Source organism: Cellulosimicrobium cellulans (assembly GCF_007679345.1).
In the GTDB taxonomy this organism is placed as follows: Bacteria; Actinomycetota; Actinomycetes; order Actinomycetales; family Cellulomonadaceae; genus Cellulomonas; species Cellulomonas cellulans_A.
Window position 1 is genome coordinate 82,600 of the sequence record NZ_VEGH01000011.1, and the last position, 16,525, is coordinate 99,124.

Here is a 16,525-nt window from a genome sequence, read left to right on the forward strand (position 1 = left end):
ACCGACGGTACTCATCGGCTGACCCCGGCTTCTACGGGATTGCCGTGGACACAGTCAGAGACATAGAGAAGGCAACGACCGTGCGCACGTACACCCCGAAGCCCGGCGACGTCCAGCGGAACTGGTACGTCATCGACGCGACCGATGTCGTCCTGGGCCGCCTCGCCACCCACGTCGCCACGCTGCTGCGCGGCAAGCACAAGGCGACCTTCGCCCCGCACGTGGACGGCGGCGACTTCGTCATCGTCATCAACGCGGACAAGGTCGCGCTGACCGGCAACAAGCGCGAGACCAAGCTCGCCTACCGCCACTCGGGCTTCCCGGGTGGTCTGCGGGCGACCACGTACACCGACCTGCTCGACAAGCACCCCGAGCGTGCCGTCGAGAAGGCCGTGCGTGGCATGCTCCCGAAGACCTCGCTGGCCCGCCAGCAGCTCTCGAAGCTGAAGGTCTACCGCGGTGCCGAGCACCCGCACGCCGCCCAGCAGCCGAAGCCCTTCGAGATCACCCAGGTCGCGCAGGGCTGACGCCCTCGAGCACACCGGAACAGGACGCGAAACACATGGCCGAGACCACGGTCGACATCGACCTCGAGGGCGGCGAGACGCCCAGCAGCTACACCTCCGAGACCGCGGCCCCCGCGGGCCGGGGCCAGAGCCTCACGGCTCCCGGCCAGGCCCTGGGTCGCCGCAAGGAGGCGATCGCCCGCGTGCGCCTGGTGCCCGGCACCGGCCAGTGGAAGATCAACGGCCGCACCCTCGAGGAGTACTTCCCGAACAAGGTGCACCAGCAGCTCGTGAACTCCCCGCTGAAGCTGGTGGAGGTCGAGGGCCGCTTCGACGTCATCGCCCGCATCAGCGGCGGCGGCGTCACCGGCCAGGCCGGCGCGCTGCGCCTGGGCATCGCCCGCGCGCTCAACGAGATCGACGCCGAGCACAACCGTCCGGCGCTGAAGAAGGCCGGCTTCCTGACCCGCGACGCCCGCGTCGTCGAGCGCAAGAAGGCCGGTCTCAAGAAGGCCCGCAAGGCCCCGCAGTACTCCAAGCGCTGATCCACGGATCAGCGACCGCGGCCGATGGCCCCGAGGGTCCGCCCTCGGGGCCGTCGGCCGTTCCGGTGCCCGGGTTGCGCGCGCTGACGCGTCCGCCCTGGCACGATGCTGGAGGCCGCAGCGGCGGCCCGACGACGAGGGGGCCCTCGATGGGACGACTGTTCGGCACCGACGGGGTGCGCGGCCTGGCGAACCGGGACGTGACCGCGGAGCTGGCGCTGGACCTGTCCGTGGCGGCCGCGCACGTGCTCGGCCAGCGCGGCGAGTTCGCCGGCCACCGGCCGCGCGCCGTGGTCGGCCGCGACCCGCGCGCGTCGGGCGAGTTCCTCTCCGCCGCCGTGGCCGCCGGCCTGGCGAGCGCGGGCGTGGACGTGCTGAACGTCGGCGTGCTGCCGACGCCCGCCATCGCGCACCTGACGGGCGCGCTGGACGTCGACCTCGGCGTCGTGCTGTCGGCGTCGCACAACCCCATGCCGGACAACGGCATCAAGTTCCTGGCGCGCGGCGGCCACAAGCTCGACGACGAGCTCGAGGACGCCATCGAGCAGCGCCTGCGCGCGGACTGGGAGCGCCCCGTGGGCGCGGCCGTCGGCCGGATCCGGTCGGACACCGGGCGCGCGGGCGAGCAGTACGTCGAGCACCTGGTCTCGACGCTCGGCCACGACCTCGCCGGTCTGCGGGTCGCGGTGGACTGCGCGAACGGCGCGGCGTCCGAGGTGGGTCCCGCGGCGCTCCGCGAGGCCGGCGCCGACGTGGTCGTGATCAACGCGTCGCCCGACGGCCGGAACATCAACGAGGCGTGCGGCTCGACGCACCCCGAGCAGCTGCAGGCGGCGGTCGTGGCCTCGGGCGCGGACCTCGGCGTGGCCTTCGACGGCGACGCGGACCGCTGCCTCGCGGTCGACCACACCGGCGCGCTGGTGGACGGCGACCAGATCATGGGCGTGCTCGCCCTCGACCTGCGGGAGCGCGGGGTCCTGGCCCACGACACGCTGGTCGTCACGGTGATGAGCAACCTCGGCCTGCGCCTCGCGATGCAGGCCGCGGGCGTCCGCACCGTGGAGACGGGCGTGGGCGACCGCTACGTGCTGGAGGCGATGCGCGCGCACGGGTACAACCTGGGCGGCGAGCAGTCGGGCCACGTGATCCTCGCGGACCACGCCACGACCGGCGACGGGACGCTCACCGCGCTCCAGCTCGCGTCCCGCGTCGCCGCGACCGGCCAGAAGCTCAGCGAGCTCGCGGCCGTCGTGCGGCGGCTGCCGCAGACGCTGGTCAACGTGCCGGGGGTGGACAAGGACCGCGCGGGTACGGACGAGCACGTCGCCGCGGCCGTCGGTGCCGCGCAGAGCTCGCTCGGCTCGACGGGGCGGGTGCTGCTCCGCCCGTCCGGGACGGAGCCGCTGGTCCGCGTCATGGTCGAGGCCGCGACGCAGGACGACGCCGACCGGGTCGCCGGGCAGCTGGCGGACGTCGTGCGCGACCGCCTCGCTCTCTGAGCGGCACTCGGCGATGACGACCACGGACGGGGCCGGCGCGGCGCCGGCCGCCGGCGGCCCCCCGCAGGCGACCTGGCCGGCCGCGGTGGTCCGCGAGCACGTGCTGCGGCTGCTCGACGCCGGCGCGGCCGACCCGTCGGGCACCGTGCCGATCGTGCAGGCGGGCCACCCGGCGCTGCGGATGCGCGCGGTGCCGTTCGACGGGCAGGTCGGCGACGACGAGCTCACCGCGCTGGTGGCGCTGATGCGCCGGACGATGCACGCCGCCCCCGGCGTCGGGCTCGCCGCGCCGCAGATCGGACTGCCGCTCGCGCTCGCCGTGCTGGCCGACCCGGGTGCGGGCGAGACGGAGACGGGCCGGGTGCGGGAGCGCCCGGCGCTGCCGTTCCGGGTGCTCGTGAACCCGGTGTACGAGCCGGTGCCGGGCGAGCAGCCCGAGCGGGTGTCGTTCTACGAGGGCTGCCTGAGCGTCGTCGGTTACCAGGCCGTGGTCCCGCGGCTGCGGCGGCTGCGGCTCACCGGGCAGGACGAGACGGGCGCCGCGCTCGACGAGGTCGTGCAGGGCTGGCCGGCCCGGATCGTGCAGCACGAGACGGACCACCTGAACGGGACGCTCTACCTGGACCGGGCGCACCCCCGCTCGCTGTCCGCGACCGACGAGCTCGGCGCGCACTGGGCGACGGAGCCCCGCCCCACCGAGGCGGCACGCACCCTCGGCTTCCCGCTCGAGCCCTGAGGCCGGGCACCCGCGGCGCAGCGTTCACCGGGTCGTCACCGAATGACCGTGACCCGTGTCGCACCCGCGTGGTGCACTGGCACGGCAGGGGACGCACGGGCGGCGCACGGGGTGGCGCACCGGGGTGCGGCCGGCCCGCCGGGGTCGTCCGTCCGGTCGGCACCGCTCCGCCGGGAGGCGGACCCCGGGCGGCCGGACGTCGTCCCGGGGGCCGATGCCGCGTGCGAGAGCGCCGGTCAGGATGGGGGGAGGACCAGGGGGGAGTCGGGGGAGTCCCCCATGTCGCGGCCCGCGGCACGCACCTAGCGTGGACGTCGGCCGCCGTGGCCAGCCGCCGAACGACGCAGGAGCTGATGACCGTGCTGCAGGACTGGATCAGCGCCATCGAGGGCTGGGTGCCGATGCTGGCCGACTCCCTCTGGGTGTTCCCGGCGCTGTTCCTCTTCGCGACGATCGACGGCTTCTTCCCGCCGATCCCGAGCGAGTCGGTCGTGATCGCCCTGGCGTCGCTGTCGGTGTCCCAGGGCGCGCCGAACATCGTGCTCGTGGTCCTGGCCGCCGCGCTCGGCGCGTTCGCCGGCGACCAGATCGCGTACGCGATCGGCTCGAGGGTCGACGTGCACCGGCTGCGGGTGTTCCGCACCGCCCGCGGGCGCAAGGCGCTGGCCTGGGCGGAGCACGCGCTGGCGCACCGCGGCTCGTCGTTCATCCTCGCGGCGCGGTACATCCCGATCGGCCGGGTGGCGGTGAACATGACGGCCGGGGCGCTCGGCTACCCCCGCAAGCGGTTCGTGGGGCTGACGGGGCTCGCGGCGGTGACGTGGGCCGTGTACGGCTCGGCGGTCGGTGCGGGCGCCGGGCTGTGGCTGGAGGACCACCCCCTGATCGCAGTCGTCGCGGGGGTCGTCGTCGGCACGCTCGTGGGCGTCGGGATCGACTGGGTGCTGCGCCGCTGGACCGGGATCGACCGCACGCCGGTGGTCGTGGCCACCGCCGCCGCGGCCGCCTCCGCCGCGGCCGCCGCGCCCGCCGCCGGGCCCAGCGCGGCCGCCACCGCCGCCCCCGCCCGCGCCGCAGCCGCTGCCGCTCCCGCCGCCACCGCCCCGCCGACGACCCCCGCTGCCGTCGCCCGGCCCGTCGCGCCGGCGGCGCCGGTCCGGCCCGCCGCCGTCGCGGCGGCGTGCGCCCCGGGTGCTCCCGACGTCCGGGTCACGTCCCGGCAACGATCCGGCCCCGCCCGCTAACGATCCGGCATCGTCGCCCGGCGGCGACGTCGGCCGCGCCTACGCTCGGTCCGGGCCACAACGGCGTCGCCCCCGACGGCGGAGGCCGGGCAGACGCCCGCGCCTTCGCCCTGGGCAGGGGCACGGGCGACGGAGGGTGGCGACATGGCGGCATCGCGTCCTCGCGCACCCCGCCGCCGGCCCCGCCGCGCCGTCCCGGGCGGCCTCGTCGCCCTCGCCCTCGCGGTCGGCCTGGCGTCGTGCGCGGGCGGGGACGGGGCGTCGTCCGCGGCGGACGCCGCCCAGCGGTCCTCAGCGGGTGCCGCGGTGTCCGCCGGGGCGGACTGCCTGGCGCCGCAGGTCCTCGACGCGCTCGGGTTCGCCGGCGGCGGCGCGAGCAGCACGGCGCACCCGGACGTGCCCGACGCCGGCCCGGTCCCGGACGGGTTCTCCGCGGTGTCCGCCGTCCTGTGCACGACGGGGGAGACGCTGACCGACGCCGCGGGCCGGTGGGCGGCGGTGACCGCGACCCGGCTCGAGGGCGACGTCCGGCCGCTGCTCACCGCGCTGACGGCCTCGGCGACCGTGCCGGCCGCGGGGACGACGCCCACCCCCTGCGCGGCGGGCACCGAGCGGGCCGACCTGTGGCTCGTGGACGCGCTGGGTGCCGCGGTCCGGGTGGCCCTGCCGTCCGGAGGCTGCGGGGCCCTGCCGATCTCGGTGTCGGAGGGTCTGGAGGTGCTGGACCCCGTCGACGTCGAGCACTACCCGGTCGAGCTGGTCGGCCCGCGGGCGACCGGGTCCCCGACCGGGAGCTGACCCGCGACCCCGGTGGGGTCAGAGCTTGCGGAGCCGCACCCGGCGGACCGAGTGGTCGCCGCCCTTGGTCAGCACGAGCGTCGCCCGGCTGCGGGTGGGCAGGATGTTCCGCACCAGGTTCGGGGCGTTGATCGCGTCCCAGATGCCCTCGGCGCGGGCGACGGCCTCCTCGTCGCTGAGGCCCGCGTACCGGTGGAAGTACGACTCCGGCCGGGCGAACGCGGTCGACCGCAGGGACAGGAACCGCTCGACGTACCACTGCCGCACGTCGGAGGTCCGCGCGTCCACGTAGATGGAGAAGTCGAAGAAGTCGCTCACCGCGAGGTTCGACGTGCTGGACGTGCCGGCAGCGGAGGGCGCGGGCTGCAGCACGTTCAGGCCCTCGACGATCAGCACGTCGGGCCGGCGCACGACCACCTCGGCGCCGGGGACGATGTCGTAGGTGACGTGGTCGTACACCGGGGCTCGGACCTCGTCGTGGCCGGCCTTCACCTTCGACACGAACTGCAGCAGCGCCCGGCGGTCGTACGACTCCGGGAAGCCCTTGCGGTCCATCAGGCCGCGGCGCTCGAGCTCGGCGTTCGGGTGGAGGAACCCGTCGGTCGTCATCAGCGCGACGTTCGGGGTCGCGGGCCAGCGGGCCATCAGCTCGCGCAGCAGCCGGGCGGTGGTGGACTTGCCGACGGCGACCGACCCCGCCACGCCGATGACGAACGGGGTGCGCGGGGTGTCCTCCCGCAGGAACGTCGACGACGCGGCGTGCAGGCGGCGGGTCGCGGTCACGTACAGGTCGAGCAGCCGGGACAGCGGCCGGTAGATCGCGTCCACCTCGGCCAGGTCGATCGGGTCGCCGAGCCCGCGGAGCCGGGTCACGTCGTCGTCGGTCAGCGGCAGCGGCGTGGACTCGGAGAGGCGGACCCAGGAGTCCCGGTCGAGCTCCACGTACGGGGAGGTCTGCCCGGGGACGTCGGTGGCGCGCACCCGACGATTCTGCACGATCCGGCGGCTCCCGCCCGCTCGGGCGGGGCGCGGCGGCGACGTGACCTGCGCCGCGGCGGTGCCGTCCCGGCCGCGGCTAGACTCCCGCCCATGTGTGGAATCGTCGGGTATGTCGGTGACCATGGGCCGGACGGCCGACCGCTCGGGGTCGTCCTGGAGGGCCTGCGTCGCCTCGAGTACCGCGGGTACGACTCGGCGGGCGTCGCCCTCGTCACCCCGGAGGGCCTGGCCACGGCCAAGAAGGCCGGCAAGCTCGTCAACCTGACGGGGCTCCTGGAGGAGCGTCCGCTGCCGGGCGCGACCGCGGGCATCGGCCACACCCGGTGGGCGACCCACGGCGGCCCGACCGACGTCAACGCGCACCCGCACGTCGCGGGCGGCCTCGCGCTGATCCACAACGGCATCGTCGAGAACTTCGCCGTGCTCAAGGAGGAGCTGCTGGCCGACGGCGCCGAGCTGCTCTCCGAGACGGACACCGAGGTCGTCGCGCACCTGCTGTCCCGCGCGTACGCCGAGGTGAAGGACCTGGGCGACGCCATGCGCCAGGTGGTCCGCCGGCTGCACGGCACGTTCACGCTGCTCGCGGTGCACGAGGACCACCCGGACACCGTGGTCGGCGCGCGGCACGACTCCCCGCTGGTCGTGGGGCTCGGCGACGGTGCGAACTACCTCGGCTCGGACGTGGCCGCGTTCATCGCGGAGACCCGCCGCGCGCTGGAGCTGGCGCAGGACCAGGTCGTGGTCATCACGCCGCGCTCGGTCACCGTCACGGACTTCGACGGCAACCCCGCCGAGGGGCGCGAGTACACGATCGACTGGGACGCCGCCGCGGCGGAGAAGGGCGGCTTCCGCTCCTTCATGGAGAAGGAGATCGCGGACCAGCCGCAGGCCGTGCAGGACACCCTGCTGGGCCGCACGGACACCCACGGGCGCCTGGTGCTCGACGACCTCAAGATCTCCGAGTCGGTGCTGCGGTCGGTCGACAAGATCATCGTGATCGCCTGCGGCACGGCCGCCTACTCCGGCCACGTCGCCAAGTACGCCATCGAGCACTGGTGCCGCATCCCCGTCGAGGTCGAGCTGGCGCACGAGTTCCGGTACCGGGACCCGATCCTGACCGAGCGGACGCTCGTCGTGGCGATCTCGCAGTCCGGCGAGACCATGGACACGCTGATGGCCGTCCGGCACGCCCGCGAGCAGGGTGCCAAGGTGCTGGCGATCTGCAACACCCACGGGTCCACCATCCCGCGCGAGTCCGACGCGGTGCTCTACACGCACGCGGGCCCGGAGGTCGCTGTCGCGTCGACCAAGGCGTTCCTCGCCCAGATCACCGCGGCCTACCTGCTCGGCCTCTACCTGGCCCAGCTGCGGGGCAACAAGTTCGCGGACGAGATCGCCGAGATCCTCGACGACCTGCGCGCCATGCCGGAGAAGATCCAGGACGTGCTGGACCGCTCGGGCCGGGTGCGGGAGATCGCCCGGTGGATGGCGGACACGTCGTCGGTGCTGTTCCTCGGCCGGCACGTCGGCTTCCCGGTGGCCCTGGAGGGCGCGCTCAAGCTCAAGGAGATCGCGTACATCCACGCCGAGGGCTTCGCGGCGGGCGAGCTGAAGCACGGCCCGATCGCGCTGATCGAGCCCGGCCAGCCGGTGTTCGTCATCGTGCCGAGCCCGCGCGGCCGCGACTCGCTGCACTCGAAGGTCGTCTCCAACATCCAGGAGATCCGCGCGCGCGGCGCCCGCACGCTGGTGATCGCGGAGGACGGCGACGAGGCGGTGCGCGCGTACGCCGACGAGGTGTTCTACGTCCCGCAGAGCCCGACGCTGCTCGCGCCGCTGCTGTCGGTCGTGCCGCTGCAGATCTTCGCGTGCGAGCTCGCCACGGCCCGCGGCCTGGACGTGGACCAGCCGCGGAACCTGGCGAAGTCGGTCACGGTCGAGTGACCGCGGCTGCGGCACCGGCCGCCGCCCTGACCGGCCGGGTGCCCGCGTGATCGTCGGCGTCGGGATCGACGTCGTGGACGTCGCCCGGTTCCTCGCGACGGTCGAGCGGGTGCCCGCCCTGCGCGAGCGCCTGTTCACCCCGGAGGAGCGGGCGCTGCCGCCGGCGTCGCTGGCCGCGCGGTTCGCCGCCAAGGAGGCGATCGCGAAGTCGCTCGGCGCCCCGGCGGGCATGTCCTGGCAGGACGCGACCGTGCGCCGGGTGCGGGGCGAGCAGCCGGTGGTCGAGGTGACGGGCACCGTCGCGGCGGCCGCGGCGGCCCGCGGCGTCACCCGCTTCCACCTCTCCCTGAGCCACGACGCCGGCATCGCGTCGGCGATGGTCGTCGCGGAGACCGACTGACCCGCGCACGCACCCGCGCGCTCGCCGCACGCGCGCACGCGCGCTCGCGCGCTCGCCGCACGCGCACCCGCGCGCTCGCCGAGTCTGCGGCAGCGGACTGCGGGACGTCGTCCCGTCGCATCCGGTTGCGCAGACTCGGCGTGCGGCGTGCGGCGTGCGGCGTGCTCAGCGCAGGGCCGGCACGACCTCGCGCTCGAAGAGCTCGATGCCGGAGCGGTCGTAGGCGGCCTCCGCGAAGTACGTGATCGCGTACGTCATGCCCAGGGCGCGGAGCTCGGTGAGCTTCTCGACGATCTGCTCCGGGGTGCCGACGAGGGGGCCGCGGCGGAACTCCTCGGCGACCTCGGGGGCCTGGTCCGGGACGGTGCGGGCGTAGTGCTCCTCGATCCAGGCGATGCGGTCGTCCACCTCCGCCTCCGTCGCGCCGATGACGACGTTGTAGTTGGCCGAGCGCGTGATCTCGTCGTAGTTCCGGCCGATCGCGGCGCAGTGCTCCTGCAGGACCCGGCTCTTGTGCGCGAAACCGGCGGGGGTGCCGTCGAAGTTCGTGTACGCCGCGTGCTCGGCCGCGACGCGCAGGGTCTTGCGCTCGCCGCCACCGGCGATCCACAGCGGAGGGCCGTCGACCTGCAGGGGGAGCGGGGCGAGCTGCGCGCCGTCGACCTGGTAGTGCCGCCCGTCGAGCGTCGCGACGCCGTTGGTCCAGAGCTGCTTCATGATCTGCACGCCCTCGTCGAGCATGGCGATCCGCTCGCCCGGCTTCGGGAAGCCGTAGCCGTAGGCGCGCCACTCGTGCTCGTACCAGCCGGCGCCGATGCCCATCTGGACGCGGCCGCCGGAGATGATGTCGGCCGTCGCCGCGACCTTCGCGAGGTAGGCCGGGTTCCGGTACGCCATGCAGGTGCACATCTGGCCGAGCGTGACGCGGCTCGTGGTCGCCGCGTAGGCGTTCATGAGGCTCCAGGCCTCGTGGGTGGCCTCGCCGTTCGGCTCGGGCACCGCGTGGAAGTGGTCGTAGACCCAGATCGAGTCGAAGGCGTCGCCCTGGTCGGCGTGGGTCGCGAGGCCGCTCATGACGGACCAGTGGTCGCGGGCGTCGATGCCCGTGAGGTCCTGCCGCCAGCCCTGGGGGATGAAGAGTCCGAAGCGCATGAGCCGCAACCTATCCCCGCGCGCGGCGGAGCGCCGGTCGCCGTGCGCGGGTGGACGGGCTGCCGGCGCACGGGTGGGCGGGGTCCGCCCGGCTCCGCCAGGATGGACGCATGATCCTGGGGTACACGGCGGCCGAGGTCCGCGCGGCGGAGGAGCCGCTGCTCGCGCAGGGGGTCCCGCTGATGCAGCGGGCTGCGTCGGCGCTCGCGTCGCGGGTCGGCGCCGAGCTCGCCGACCGGCGCGGGCAGGTGAGCGGCGCGACGGTGGTGGCGCTCGTCGGGTCGGGGAACAACGGCGGTGACGCGCTGCACGCCGGGGCGTCGCTCGCGCGGCGCGGGGTGCGGGTGCTCGCCGTGTGCGCGACGGGCACGCCGCACGCGGAGGGCCTGGCGGCGCTGCTCGCGGCAGGCGGGCGCGCCGTGCGGGCGGTCGACCCCGGGGCGGGGGACGAGTCGCGCGGCGCGGGCGACCTGGTCCCGGGAGCCGCGCCGACGACCCTGCCCGGCGTGTGGCTGGGCGACGCCGTCGCCGAGGCGTACGCCGCCGACGTGGTCCTCGACGCCCTGCTCGGCATCGGGGGCCGCGGCGCGCCCCGCGGGGTGGCGGGGCTGCTGGCGGGGCTGCTCGCCGACCTGCTCGACGCCGAGGACGCGGGTGCGGCGGGCGGCGGTCCCCGGGGTGCGGCCGAGGCCGGCGGCGGCCCGCTGGTGGTCGCGGTGGACCTGCCGAGCGGTGTCGGCGTGGACGACGGCGCGCTCCCGGACGGCCCGGTGCTGCCCGCCGGGCTGACGGTGACGTTCGGGGCGGCCAAGCCCGGGCTGCTGCTGCCCCCGGCGTCGCGGCGGGCGGGCCGGGTCGAGGTCGTCGACCTCGGCCTGCCGCTGCCGGAGCGCCCGTCCGTCGCGCGCCTGGCGCCGGCGGACGTCGCCGCGCTGTGGCCGGTGCCGGGCCCGGAGGACCACAAGTACAGCCGCGGGGTGCTCGGGGTCGTCGCGGGGACACCGGCCTACCCGGGTGCGGCGGTGCTGACGGTGTCCGCGGCGGCGCTCGCGGGCGTCGGGATGGTGCGGTACGTGGGGCCGTCCTCGGTCGCGCGGTCCGTGCTCGCCGTCCGGCCGGAGGTCGTGGCCGGAGAGGGCCGGGTGCAGGCCTGGCTGCTCGGCCCGGGCGTCACCCCGGGGCACGCCAAGCAGGCGCGCCGGCTGACGGCCGCGCTGCACGCGGCGCTCGCGGCGGGTCTGCCGGCGGTGCTCGACGCGGGCGCGCTGGCCCTGGCGCCCCGGGACCTCGCACCGTGGTGCGTGCTGACCCCGCACGCCGGCGAGCTCGCGGCGCTGCTCGGGCGGTTCGGCGAGGAGGTGCCGCGGTCCGCGGTGGAGGCGGAGCCGCTGCGCTGGGCGCGCCGGGCACACGAGCTCACCGGGGCGACGGTGCTGCTCAAGGGCTCGACGACCGTGGTCGTGGGGGCCGGGGACGCCGTGTACGCGCAGGCGGACGCCCCCGGGTGGCTCGCCACCGCGGGGTCGGGCGACGTGCTCGCCGGGGTGCTGGGCGCGCTGCTCGCGGGCCGGGCCGCCGACGTGCTGGACGACCCGCCGCTGGCCGCGGCGCTCGCGGCCGCCGCGGCGCTGGTGCACGGGCGGGCCGCCGACGTCGCGGTGCCGGGTGGGCCGGTCACCGCGCTGGGCGTCGCGCACGCGGTCCCGGCGACCGTGGCAGGGTTGCTCCGTGGCTGACACCCGCGACGACGCCGTCGCCCCCGACCGCCCCGGCACGCCCGACCGCCGCGTCGCCCCCGACCGCCCCGGCACGCACGCTCGCCCCGGCGCGCCCGGCCCGCACGACGCCGGCCCCGACGGCCTGCGGCCCCGCACCCCCGCGGCGGATGCCCCGCTCCGCGACGACCTGCGGGCGCGGGTGGCCGCGCTGCTGGACGCGCCCGCGGGGGCCGGCGCGCCGCCCCGCCGGCTGCTCGGCATCGCGGGCGCGCCCGGCGCGGGGAAGTCGACGCTGAGCGCGCAGGTCCTCGCGGCGTTCCCCGGCCGCTGCGTGGTGGTGCCGATGGACGGGTTCCACCTCGCGCAGACCGAGCTCGAGCGGCTCGGCCGCGCCGACCGCAAAGGCGCACCGGACACCTTCGACGCGGCGGGCTACGTGGCGCTGCTGCGCCGGCTGCGCGAGCCGGTGCCGGGGGAGACGGTGTACGCGCCCGAGTACCGCCGCGACCTGCGCAACGGTGTGGCCGGGGCGATCCCGGTGCCCGCCGACGTCCCGCTGGTCATCACCGAGGGCAACTACCTGCTGCTGGACCAGCACGGGTTCGCGCCGGTCCGCGACCTCCTGGACGCGTGCTGGTTCGTCGACCTGCCGGAGGAGGTGCGGGCCGAGCGGCTGGTCGCCCGGCACGAGCTGTTCGGCAAGCCGCCGGCCGCCGCGTACGCCTGGACGCACGGCCCGGACCAGCGCAACGCCGACCTGGTCGCGGCGACCCGCGCCCGCGCCGACGCGGTGGTGACGGTCGACTGACCCGGGACGGCCCGCCGCACGCGCACGCCCTCGCGCGGACCCGGACCCGGACGCGGAACCGGACCCGGACGAGGACCCGCCAGCGCGCCCGCGCGCGAGGCACCCGTGCGCCGGTGGGAGACTGGGGACGTGAGCAGCTTTCCCGCGCGGGCGGTCGTGGACCTCGGGGCCGTGCGTGCCAACGCGCGGGCCCTGGGCGACCTCGCCCCGACGGCGCAGCTCATGGCGGTCGTGAAGGCCGATGCGTACGGCCACGGCCTGCTGCCCGTCGCGCGGGCCGCGGTGGCGGGCGGCGCGACCTGGCTCGGCGTGGCGCAGGTGTCCGAGGCGCTGGCCCTGCGCGCGGGCGGCGTCACCGCCCGGGTGCTGACCTGGCTGTACGCCCCCGGCGCCCCGCTGGCGGAGGCCGTGGCCGCCGACGTCGACCTGTCGGTCGCCGCCCCCTGGGCGCTGCGCGAGGTCGCCGACGCCGCGCGCGCCACCGGCCGCACGGCCCGGATCCACGTGAAGGTCGACACCGGCCTCGGCCGCAACGGCCTGACGCCGGCGGACCTGCCGGCGGTCGTCGACGAGGCGCTGCGGCTCGAGGTCGAGGGCGCGGTCCGGCTGGTCGGCATCTGGTCGCACCTGGCGTTCGCCGACGAGCCCGGGCACCCGAGCCTGCACGCGCAGGGCGACGTCCTGCGCGCCGCGGCCGCGGACGCCGAGGCCCGCGGCGCCCGGTTCGAGGTCCGGCACATCGCCGCCTCGGCGTCCACGCTGACCGACCCGGAGCTGCACCTCGACCTGGTGCGCCCGGGCATCGCGCTGTACGGGCTGACCCCCGTCCCGCAGCTCGGCGGGCCGGAGCGGTTCGGCCTGGTGCCGGCGATGACGGTCGAGGCCGAGCTGGCGAACGTCAAGCGGCTGCCGGCGGGGCACGGCGTGTCCTACGGCCACCACTACGTGACGCCGCGGGACACGGTGGTCGGGGTCGTGCCGCTCGGCTACGCGGACGGGGTGCCGCGGCACGCCTCCGGGCAGGACGGTGCCCCGGGCGCCCCCCTCGGCGTGGGCGGGCGGCGCCTGGCGATCGCCGGGCGGGTCTGCATGGACCAGGTGATGGTGGACCTCGGGCCGGGGGCGACGGAGCAGGCGGGCGACCGCGTGGTCCTCTTCGGCACCGGTGCGGACGGCGGCCCGACGGCCCAGGACTGGGCGGACGCGGCGGCCACCATCAGCTACGAGATCGTGACCCGGCTCGGTGCCCGGGTGCCGCGGGTGTACGTGGACGGCGACCGGGAGGCCCCGGCGAGCGACGTGGAGCGCGTCGCGGAGGGAGTGGCGTGAGCGAGCAGGACGGGGCGACCGCGACGGTGGCCGAGACGACGGTGGACCTGGCGGACGCGGACGCGACCCGCGCGTACGGCGAGGCGCTCGCGGGGCTGCTGCGGGCGGGCGACCTGGTGGTACTCACCGGCGACCTCGGCGCGGGCAAGACCACGCTGACCCAGGGGATCGGCACGGGGCTGGGCGTGCGCGGCGCGGTGGCGTCGCCGACGTTCGTCATCGCGCGGGTGCACCCGCCGCTCCCGCGCGCCGACGGCGCGACCGGGCCGACCCTGGTGCACGTCGACGCCTACCGGCTGGGCTCGCTGGACGAGGTCGACGCGCTCGACCTGGACACCTCGCTGGACGAGTCGGTGACCGTCGTCGAGTGGGGCGAGGGCCTGGTCGAGTCGCTGGCCGACGACCGCCTGGAGGTGGCCCTGCGCCGCCCCCGGGGCGCCGACGCCGCCGGCGCCTCGCCGCACGCGGAGCACGCCGAGGACGCCGCCGCGGGGGTGCGGACCGTGACCGTCCGCGCCCGGGGCGAGCGGTGGCGCGGCGTCGCGCTGCCCGGTGCGCCCGCCGCGCCTGCCGCGCCGTCCGCCGCCCCCGCCGCGCCCCCCGCCCCGCCGGCCTGACCCGCGCCCGGGCCGCGCGCCCGGACGCCCACCCGCTGACCCCCGACCCGAAGGAATCCCACCGGTGCCCGTCCTCGCCCTCGACACCTCCGCCGCCGCGTCCGCCGCCGTCGTCGACGACGCGGGCCGCACCCTGGCCACCCGGTCGACCGGCGAGTCCCGCCGGCACGCGGAGACCCTGACCCCGCTGCTCGACGAGGTGCTGGCCGAGGCGGGCGTCGCCCGCACGGACCTGACCGCGGTCGTCGCGGGCACCGGGCCGGCGCCGTTCACCGGGCTGCGCGTCGGCCTCGTCACGGCGCGCACGCTCGGCCTGGCGCTCGGCGTCCCCGTCCACGGGGTGTCGTCGCTCGACGCGCTGGCGCTGGCGACGGTCGCCCGCGCGGCGTCGGGGGCCGGCCCCGACCTCGACGGCCGGGACGTGCTCGTGGTCGCCGACGCCCGGCGCAAGGAGGTCTACTGGGCCCGGTACCGCGCCGTGGTCGGCACCGGGACGGAGCCGTCCGTCGAGGCGGTCGAGGGTCCGGGCGTCGCGACCCCGGCGGCCGTGGCGGAGCAGGGCCTCGACGGCCTGCTGCTGGTGGGCCCCGGCACCGCGCTGTACCCGGAGCTCCTGCCGCCGGTGCCCGGCACCCCCGACGCGGTCGACGCGGCGGACCTGGCGCGCGTCGCGCTCGCCCGGCTCGCGGCCGGCGGCGAGGGCCTGGTGCTGCCGACCGAGCCGCTGTACCTGCGCCGCCCGGACGCGGTGCCGCCCGCCGCCGCGAAGCGGGCGCGGGCGTGACGTCGCCCGGGGACGACGCGGCGGCGGACGCGACGGCCGCCGTCGCGAGCGGCGCGGCCGAGCCGGGTGCGGCCCCGCCGGACGACGCCGCGCGGCGCCCCGCCCCGGACGGCCGCACCGCCGACGTCCTGCTCCGGCCGCTGGTCGACGCCGACCTCGACGCGCTCGAGGACATGGAGGAGGCGCTGTTCGGCGGGGGCGCCTGGTCCCGGGCGTCGCTGGCCGAGGAGATCACCGGCCCCGGCCGCTGGTACGTCGGCGCGCAGGACCGCGCGTCGGGCGAGCTGGTCGGCTACGCGGGCCTGTGGTTCGACGGCTACGACGGCCAGGTGATGACCGTCGGCACCCGCCCGGACGCGCAGGGCCGCGGGGTCGGCCGGATGCTGCTGGACGCGCTGCTCGACCACGCGCGCGAGCTCGGCGCGGGCGACGTGCTGCTGGAGGTGCGGGTCGACAACGAGCCGGCGCTCCGGCTGTACGAGCGGGCGGGCTTCGAGCGGTTCGGCCGGCGCAAGGGGTACTACCAGCCCGAGAACGTCGACGCCTGGACGATGCGCCGCAAGGCCTGACGCGGCGTCGCCCGCTCCCGCCCCGCTGCGCCGCACCCGGCGCGCGGGCTGCCGGGTCCCCGACGCGACGAGGGCCCCGCCCGGACGAACCGGTGCGGGGCCCTCGTGCGCGGCCGCCCGGCGAGGCGGGCGGCGTGCGGCGGGCGGCGCGCGTCGTCAGACCGTGCGGGCGACGTCCTCGAAGTCGAGGCGGCCCTGGCGCGGGTGCGAGGCCGGCATGCCGAAGCCCTCGACGTCCTGCGGTGCGCTGCCCACGTTCAGCACCATGATCGAGCGCCAGCCCGAGCCGGCCAGCAGGTCGGCGTCCAGGCCGGGCGCGTCGAAGCCGGTCATCGGCCCGACGTGCAGCCCGGCGGCCCGCAGGCCCACGATCAGGTAGCCCGCCTGCAGGAAGGCGTTGTCGCGGGACATCCGGGCGCGGACGTCCTCCATGCCGGCGAAGTTGTCCCGGGCGCCGGCCATGTGCGGCGCCAGGCGGGGCAGCTGCTCGTGGAAGTCGACGTCGGCGGCCACGACGATGCTGAGCGGGGCGCGCCGGGTCTTGGCCTTGTTGCCCTCGTTCATGTGCTCGACGAGGCGCTCACGGCCCTCGCCCGAGCGGACGAGCAGCAGGCGCAGCGGCAGCGAGTTCATCGCGGTCGGGCCCCAGCGGACGACGTCCCAGACGGCGCGGACCTGCTCGTCGGTGACCTCGCCGTCGGTGAACGTGTTGACGGTGCGGGCGTCCCGGAACACCAGGTCCACGATCTCCTGCGGGACGCGGAGGTCGGCGGCGGCGGACGACGGTGCGGTGTCGATGCTCATGATCCGTTGAATGCGCAACATCTACGAGGTCATCCCTGTTGCCTGCGTGAACCGTGTCACACCGTCCGCACGC

The 16,525-nt window shown here is 76.7% G+C and carries 17 protein-coding genes; 14 read left to right on the forward strand and 3 right to left on the reverse strand.

Annotated features, from left to right (window positions below; genetic code table 11):
* The first annotated feature begins 80 nt into the window (after window positions 1-80).
* From rplM to FS882_RS15010, 6 genes are all read left to right on the forward strand, one after another.
* Window positions 81-527, forward strand: a complete 447-nt coding sequence (gene rplM / locus FS882_RS14985; RefSeq protein WP_147794330.1) for a 50S ribosomal protein L13 — start codon at window positions 81-83, stop codon at window positions 525-527.
* Window positions 528-562: 35 nt separating this feature from the next.
* Window positions 563-1,051: a 30S ribosomal protein S9 gene (gene rpsI, locus FS882_RS14990; RefSeq protein WP_158374082.1), complete on the forward strand. Its 489-nt coding sequence runs from the start codon at window positions 563-565 to the stop codon at window positions 1,049-1,051.
* A gap of 149 nt (window positions 1,052-1,200) precedes the next feature.
* On the forward strand, window positions 1,201-2,550 hold the full coding sequence (glmM, locus tag FS882_RS14995; protein ID WP_158374084.1) for a phosphoglucosamine mutase: 1,350 nt from the start codon (window positions 1,201-1,203) through the stop codon (window positions 2,548-2,550).
* 13 nt (window positions 2,551-2,563) lie between these two features.
* A complete protein-coding gene (locus FS882_RS15000) occupies window positions 2,564-3,286 on the forward strand; it encodes a peptide deformylase (RefSeq protein WP_158374086.1) in 723 nt (240 codons plus the stop codon).
* A 353-nt stretch (window positions 3,287-3,639) separates the two neighbouring features.
* The gene (locus FS882_RS15005) at window positions 3,640-4,530 is read left to right on the forward strand and encodes a DedA family protein (protein ID WP_262348324.1); all 891 of its coding nucleotides are present in this window, start codon (window positions 3,640-3,642) and stop codon (window positions 4,528-4,530) included.
* A gap of 144 nt (window positions 4,531-4,674) precedes the next feature.
* Complete coding sequence (locus tag FS882_RS15010) at window positions 4,675-5,328, forward strand: hypothetical protein (RefSeq protein ID WP_158374088.1); 654 nt, start codon at window positions 4,675-4,677, stop codon at window positions 5,326-5,328.
* Between the two features lie 18 nt (window positions 5,329-5,346).
* On the opposite strand, the gene coaA is transcribed toward FS882_RS15010, so the two are convergent.
* Window positions 5,347-6,309, reverse strand: a complete 963-nt coding sequence (coaA, locus tag FS882_RS15015; RefSeq protein ID WP_316043647.1) for a type I pantothenate kinase — start codon at window positions 6,307-6,309, stop codon at window positions 5,347-5,349.
* 108 nt (window positions 6,310-6,417) lie between these two features.
* Here coaA and glmS point away from each other — a divergent pair, with 108 nt between their 5' ends.
* Both glmS and FS882_RS15025 read left to right on the forward strand, forming a co-directional pair.
* Window positions 6,418-8,271, forward strand: a complete 1,854-nt coding sequence (gene glmS / locus FS882_RS15020) for a glutamine--fructose-6-phosphate transaminase (isomerizing) (RefSeq protein WP_158374092.1) — start codon at window positions 6,418-6,420, stop codon at window positions 8,269-8,271.
* A 46-nt stretch (window positions 8,272-8,317) separates the two neighbouring features.
* Complete coding sequence (locus FS882_RS15025; RefSeq protein WP_154729343.1) at window positions 8,318-8,671, forward strand: holo-ACP synthase; 354 nt, start codon at window positions 8,318-8,320, stop codon at window positions 8,669-8,671.
* Between the two features lie 165 nt (window positions 8,672-8,836).
* Here FS882_RS15025 and FS882_RS15030 read toward each other — a convergent pair whose 3' ends face one another.
* Window positions 8,837-9,823, reverse strand: a complete 987-nt coding sequence (locus tag FS882_RS15030; protein WP_158374093.1) for an LLM class F420-dependent oxidoreductase — start codon at window positions 9,821-9,823, stop codon at window positions 8,837-8,839.
* Between the two features lie 110 nt (window positions 9,824-9,933).
* Between FS882_RS15030 and FS882_RS15035 the strand changes: the two genes are divergently transcribed.
* The 6 genes from FS882_RS15035 to rimI all read left to right on the forward strand — a co-directional run bounded on the left by FS882_RS15035 (window position 9,934) and on the right by rimI (window position 15,648).
* Window positions 9,934-11,559, forward strand: coding sequence for a bifunctional ADP-dependent NAD(P)H-hydrate dehydratase/NAD(P)H-hydrate epimerase (locus FS882_RS15035; RefSeq protein WP_158374095.1), 1,626 nt, complete (start codon window positions 9,934-9,936; stop codon window positions 11,557-11,559).
* A gap of 169 nt (window positions 11,560-11,728) precedes the next feature.
* Entirely contained in the window at window positions 11,729-12,349 is a 621-nt protein-coding gene (locus FS882_RS15040) for a nucleoside/nucleotide kinase family protein (protein ID WP_158374196.1), read from the forward strand.
* Window positions 12,350-12,478: 129 nt separating this feature from the next.
* A complete protein-coding gene (gene alr / locus FS882_RS15045; protein WP_158374097.1) occupies window positions 12,479-13,678 on the forward strand; it encodes an alanine racemase in 1,200 nt (399 codons plus the stop codon).
* Window positions 13,675-14,295 (forward strand): tRNA (adenosine(37)-N6)-threonylcarbamoyltransferase complex ATPase subunit type 1 TsaE, encoded by a 621-nt coding sequence (gene tsaE, locus FS882_RS15050; RefSeq protein WP_262348326.1) that lies wholly within the window; start codon window positions 13,675-13,677, stop codon window positions 14,293-14,295. The genes alr and tsaE overlap by 4 nt, the downstream gene beginning before the upstream one ends.
* A 64-nt stretch (window positions 14,296-14,359) precedes the next feature.
* Entirely contained in the window at window positions 14,360-15,079 is a 720-nt protein-coding gene (tsaB, locus tag FS882_RS15055) for a tRNA (adenosine(37)-N6)-threonylcarbamoyltransferase complex dimerization subunit type 1 TsaB (RefSeq protein ID WP_158374099.1), read from the forward strand.
* Entirely contained in the window at window positions 15,076-15,648 is a 573-nt protein-coding gene (gene rimI / locus FS882_RS15060) for a ribosomal protein S18-alanine N-acetyltransferase (protein ID WP_262348327.1), read from the forward strand. Before tsaB ends, rimI begins: the two co-directional genes overlap by 4 nt.
* Before the next feature lie 156 nt (window positions 15,649-15,804).
* Here rimI and FS882_RS15065 read toward each other — a convergent pair whose 3' ends face one another.
* Window positions 15,805-16,452 (reverse strand): malonic semialdehyde reductase, encoded by a 648-nt coding sequence (locus FS882_RS15065; RefSeq protein ID WP_158374101.1) that lies wholly within the window; start codon window positions 16,450-16,452, stop codon window positions 15,805-15,807.
* Between the last annotated feature and the right edge of the window lie 73 nt (window positions 16,453-16,525).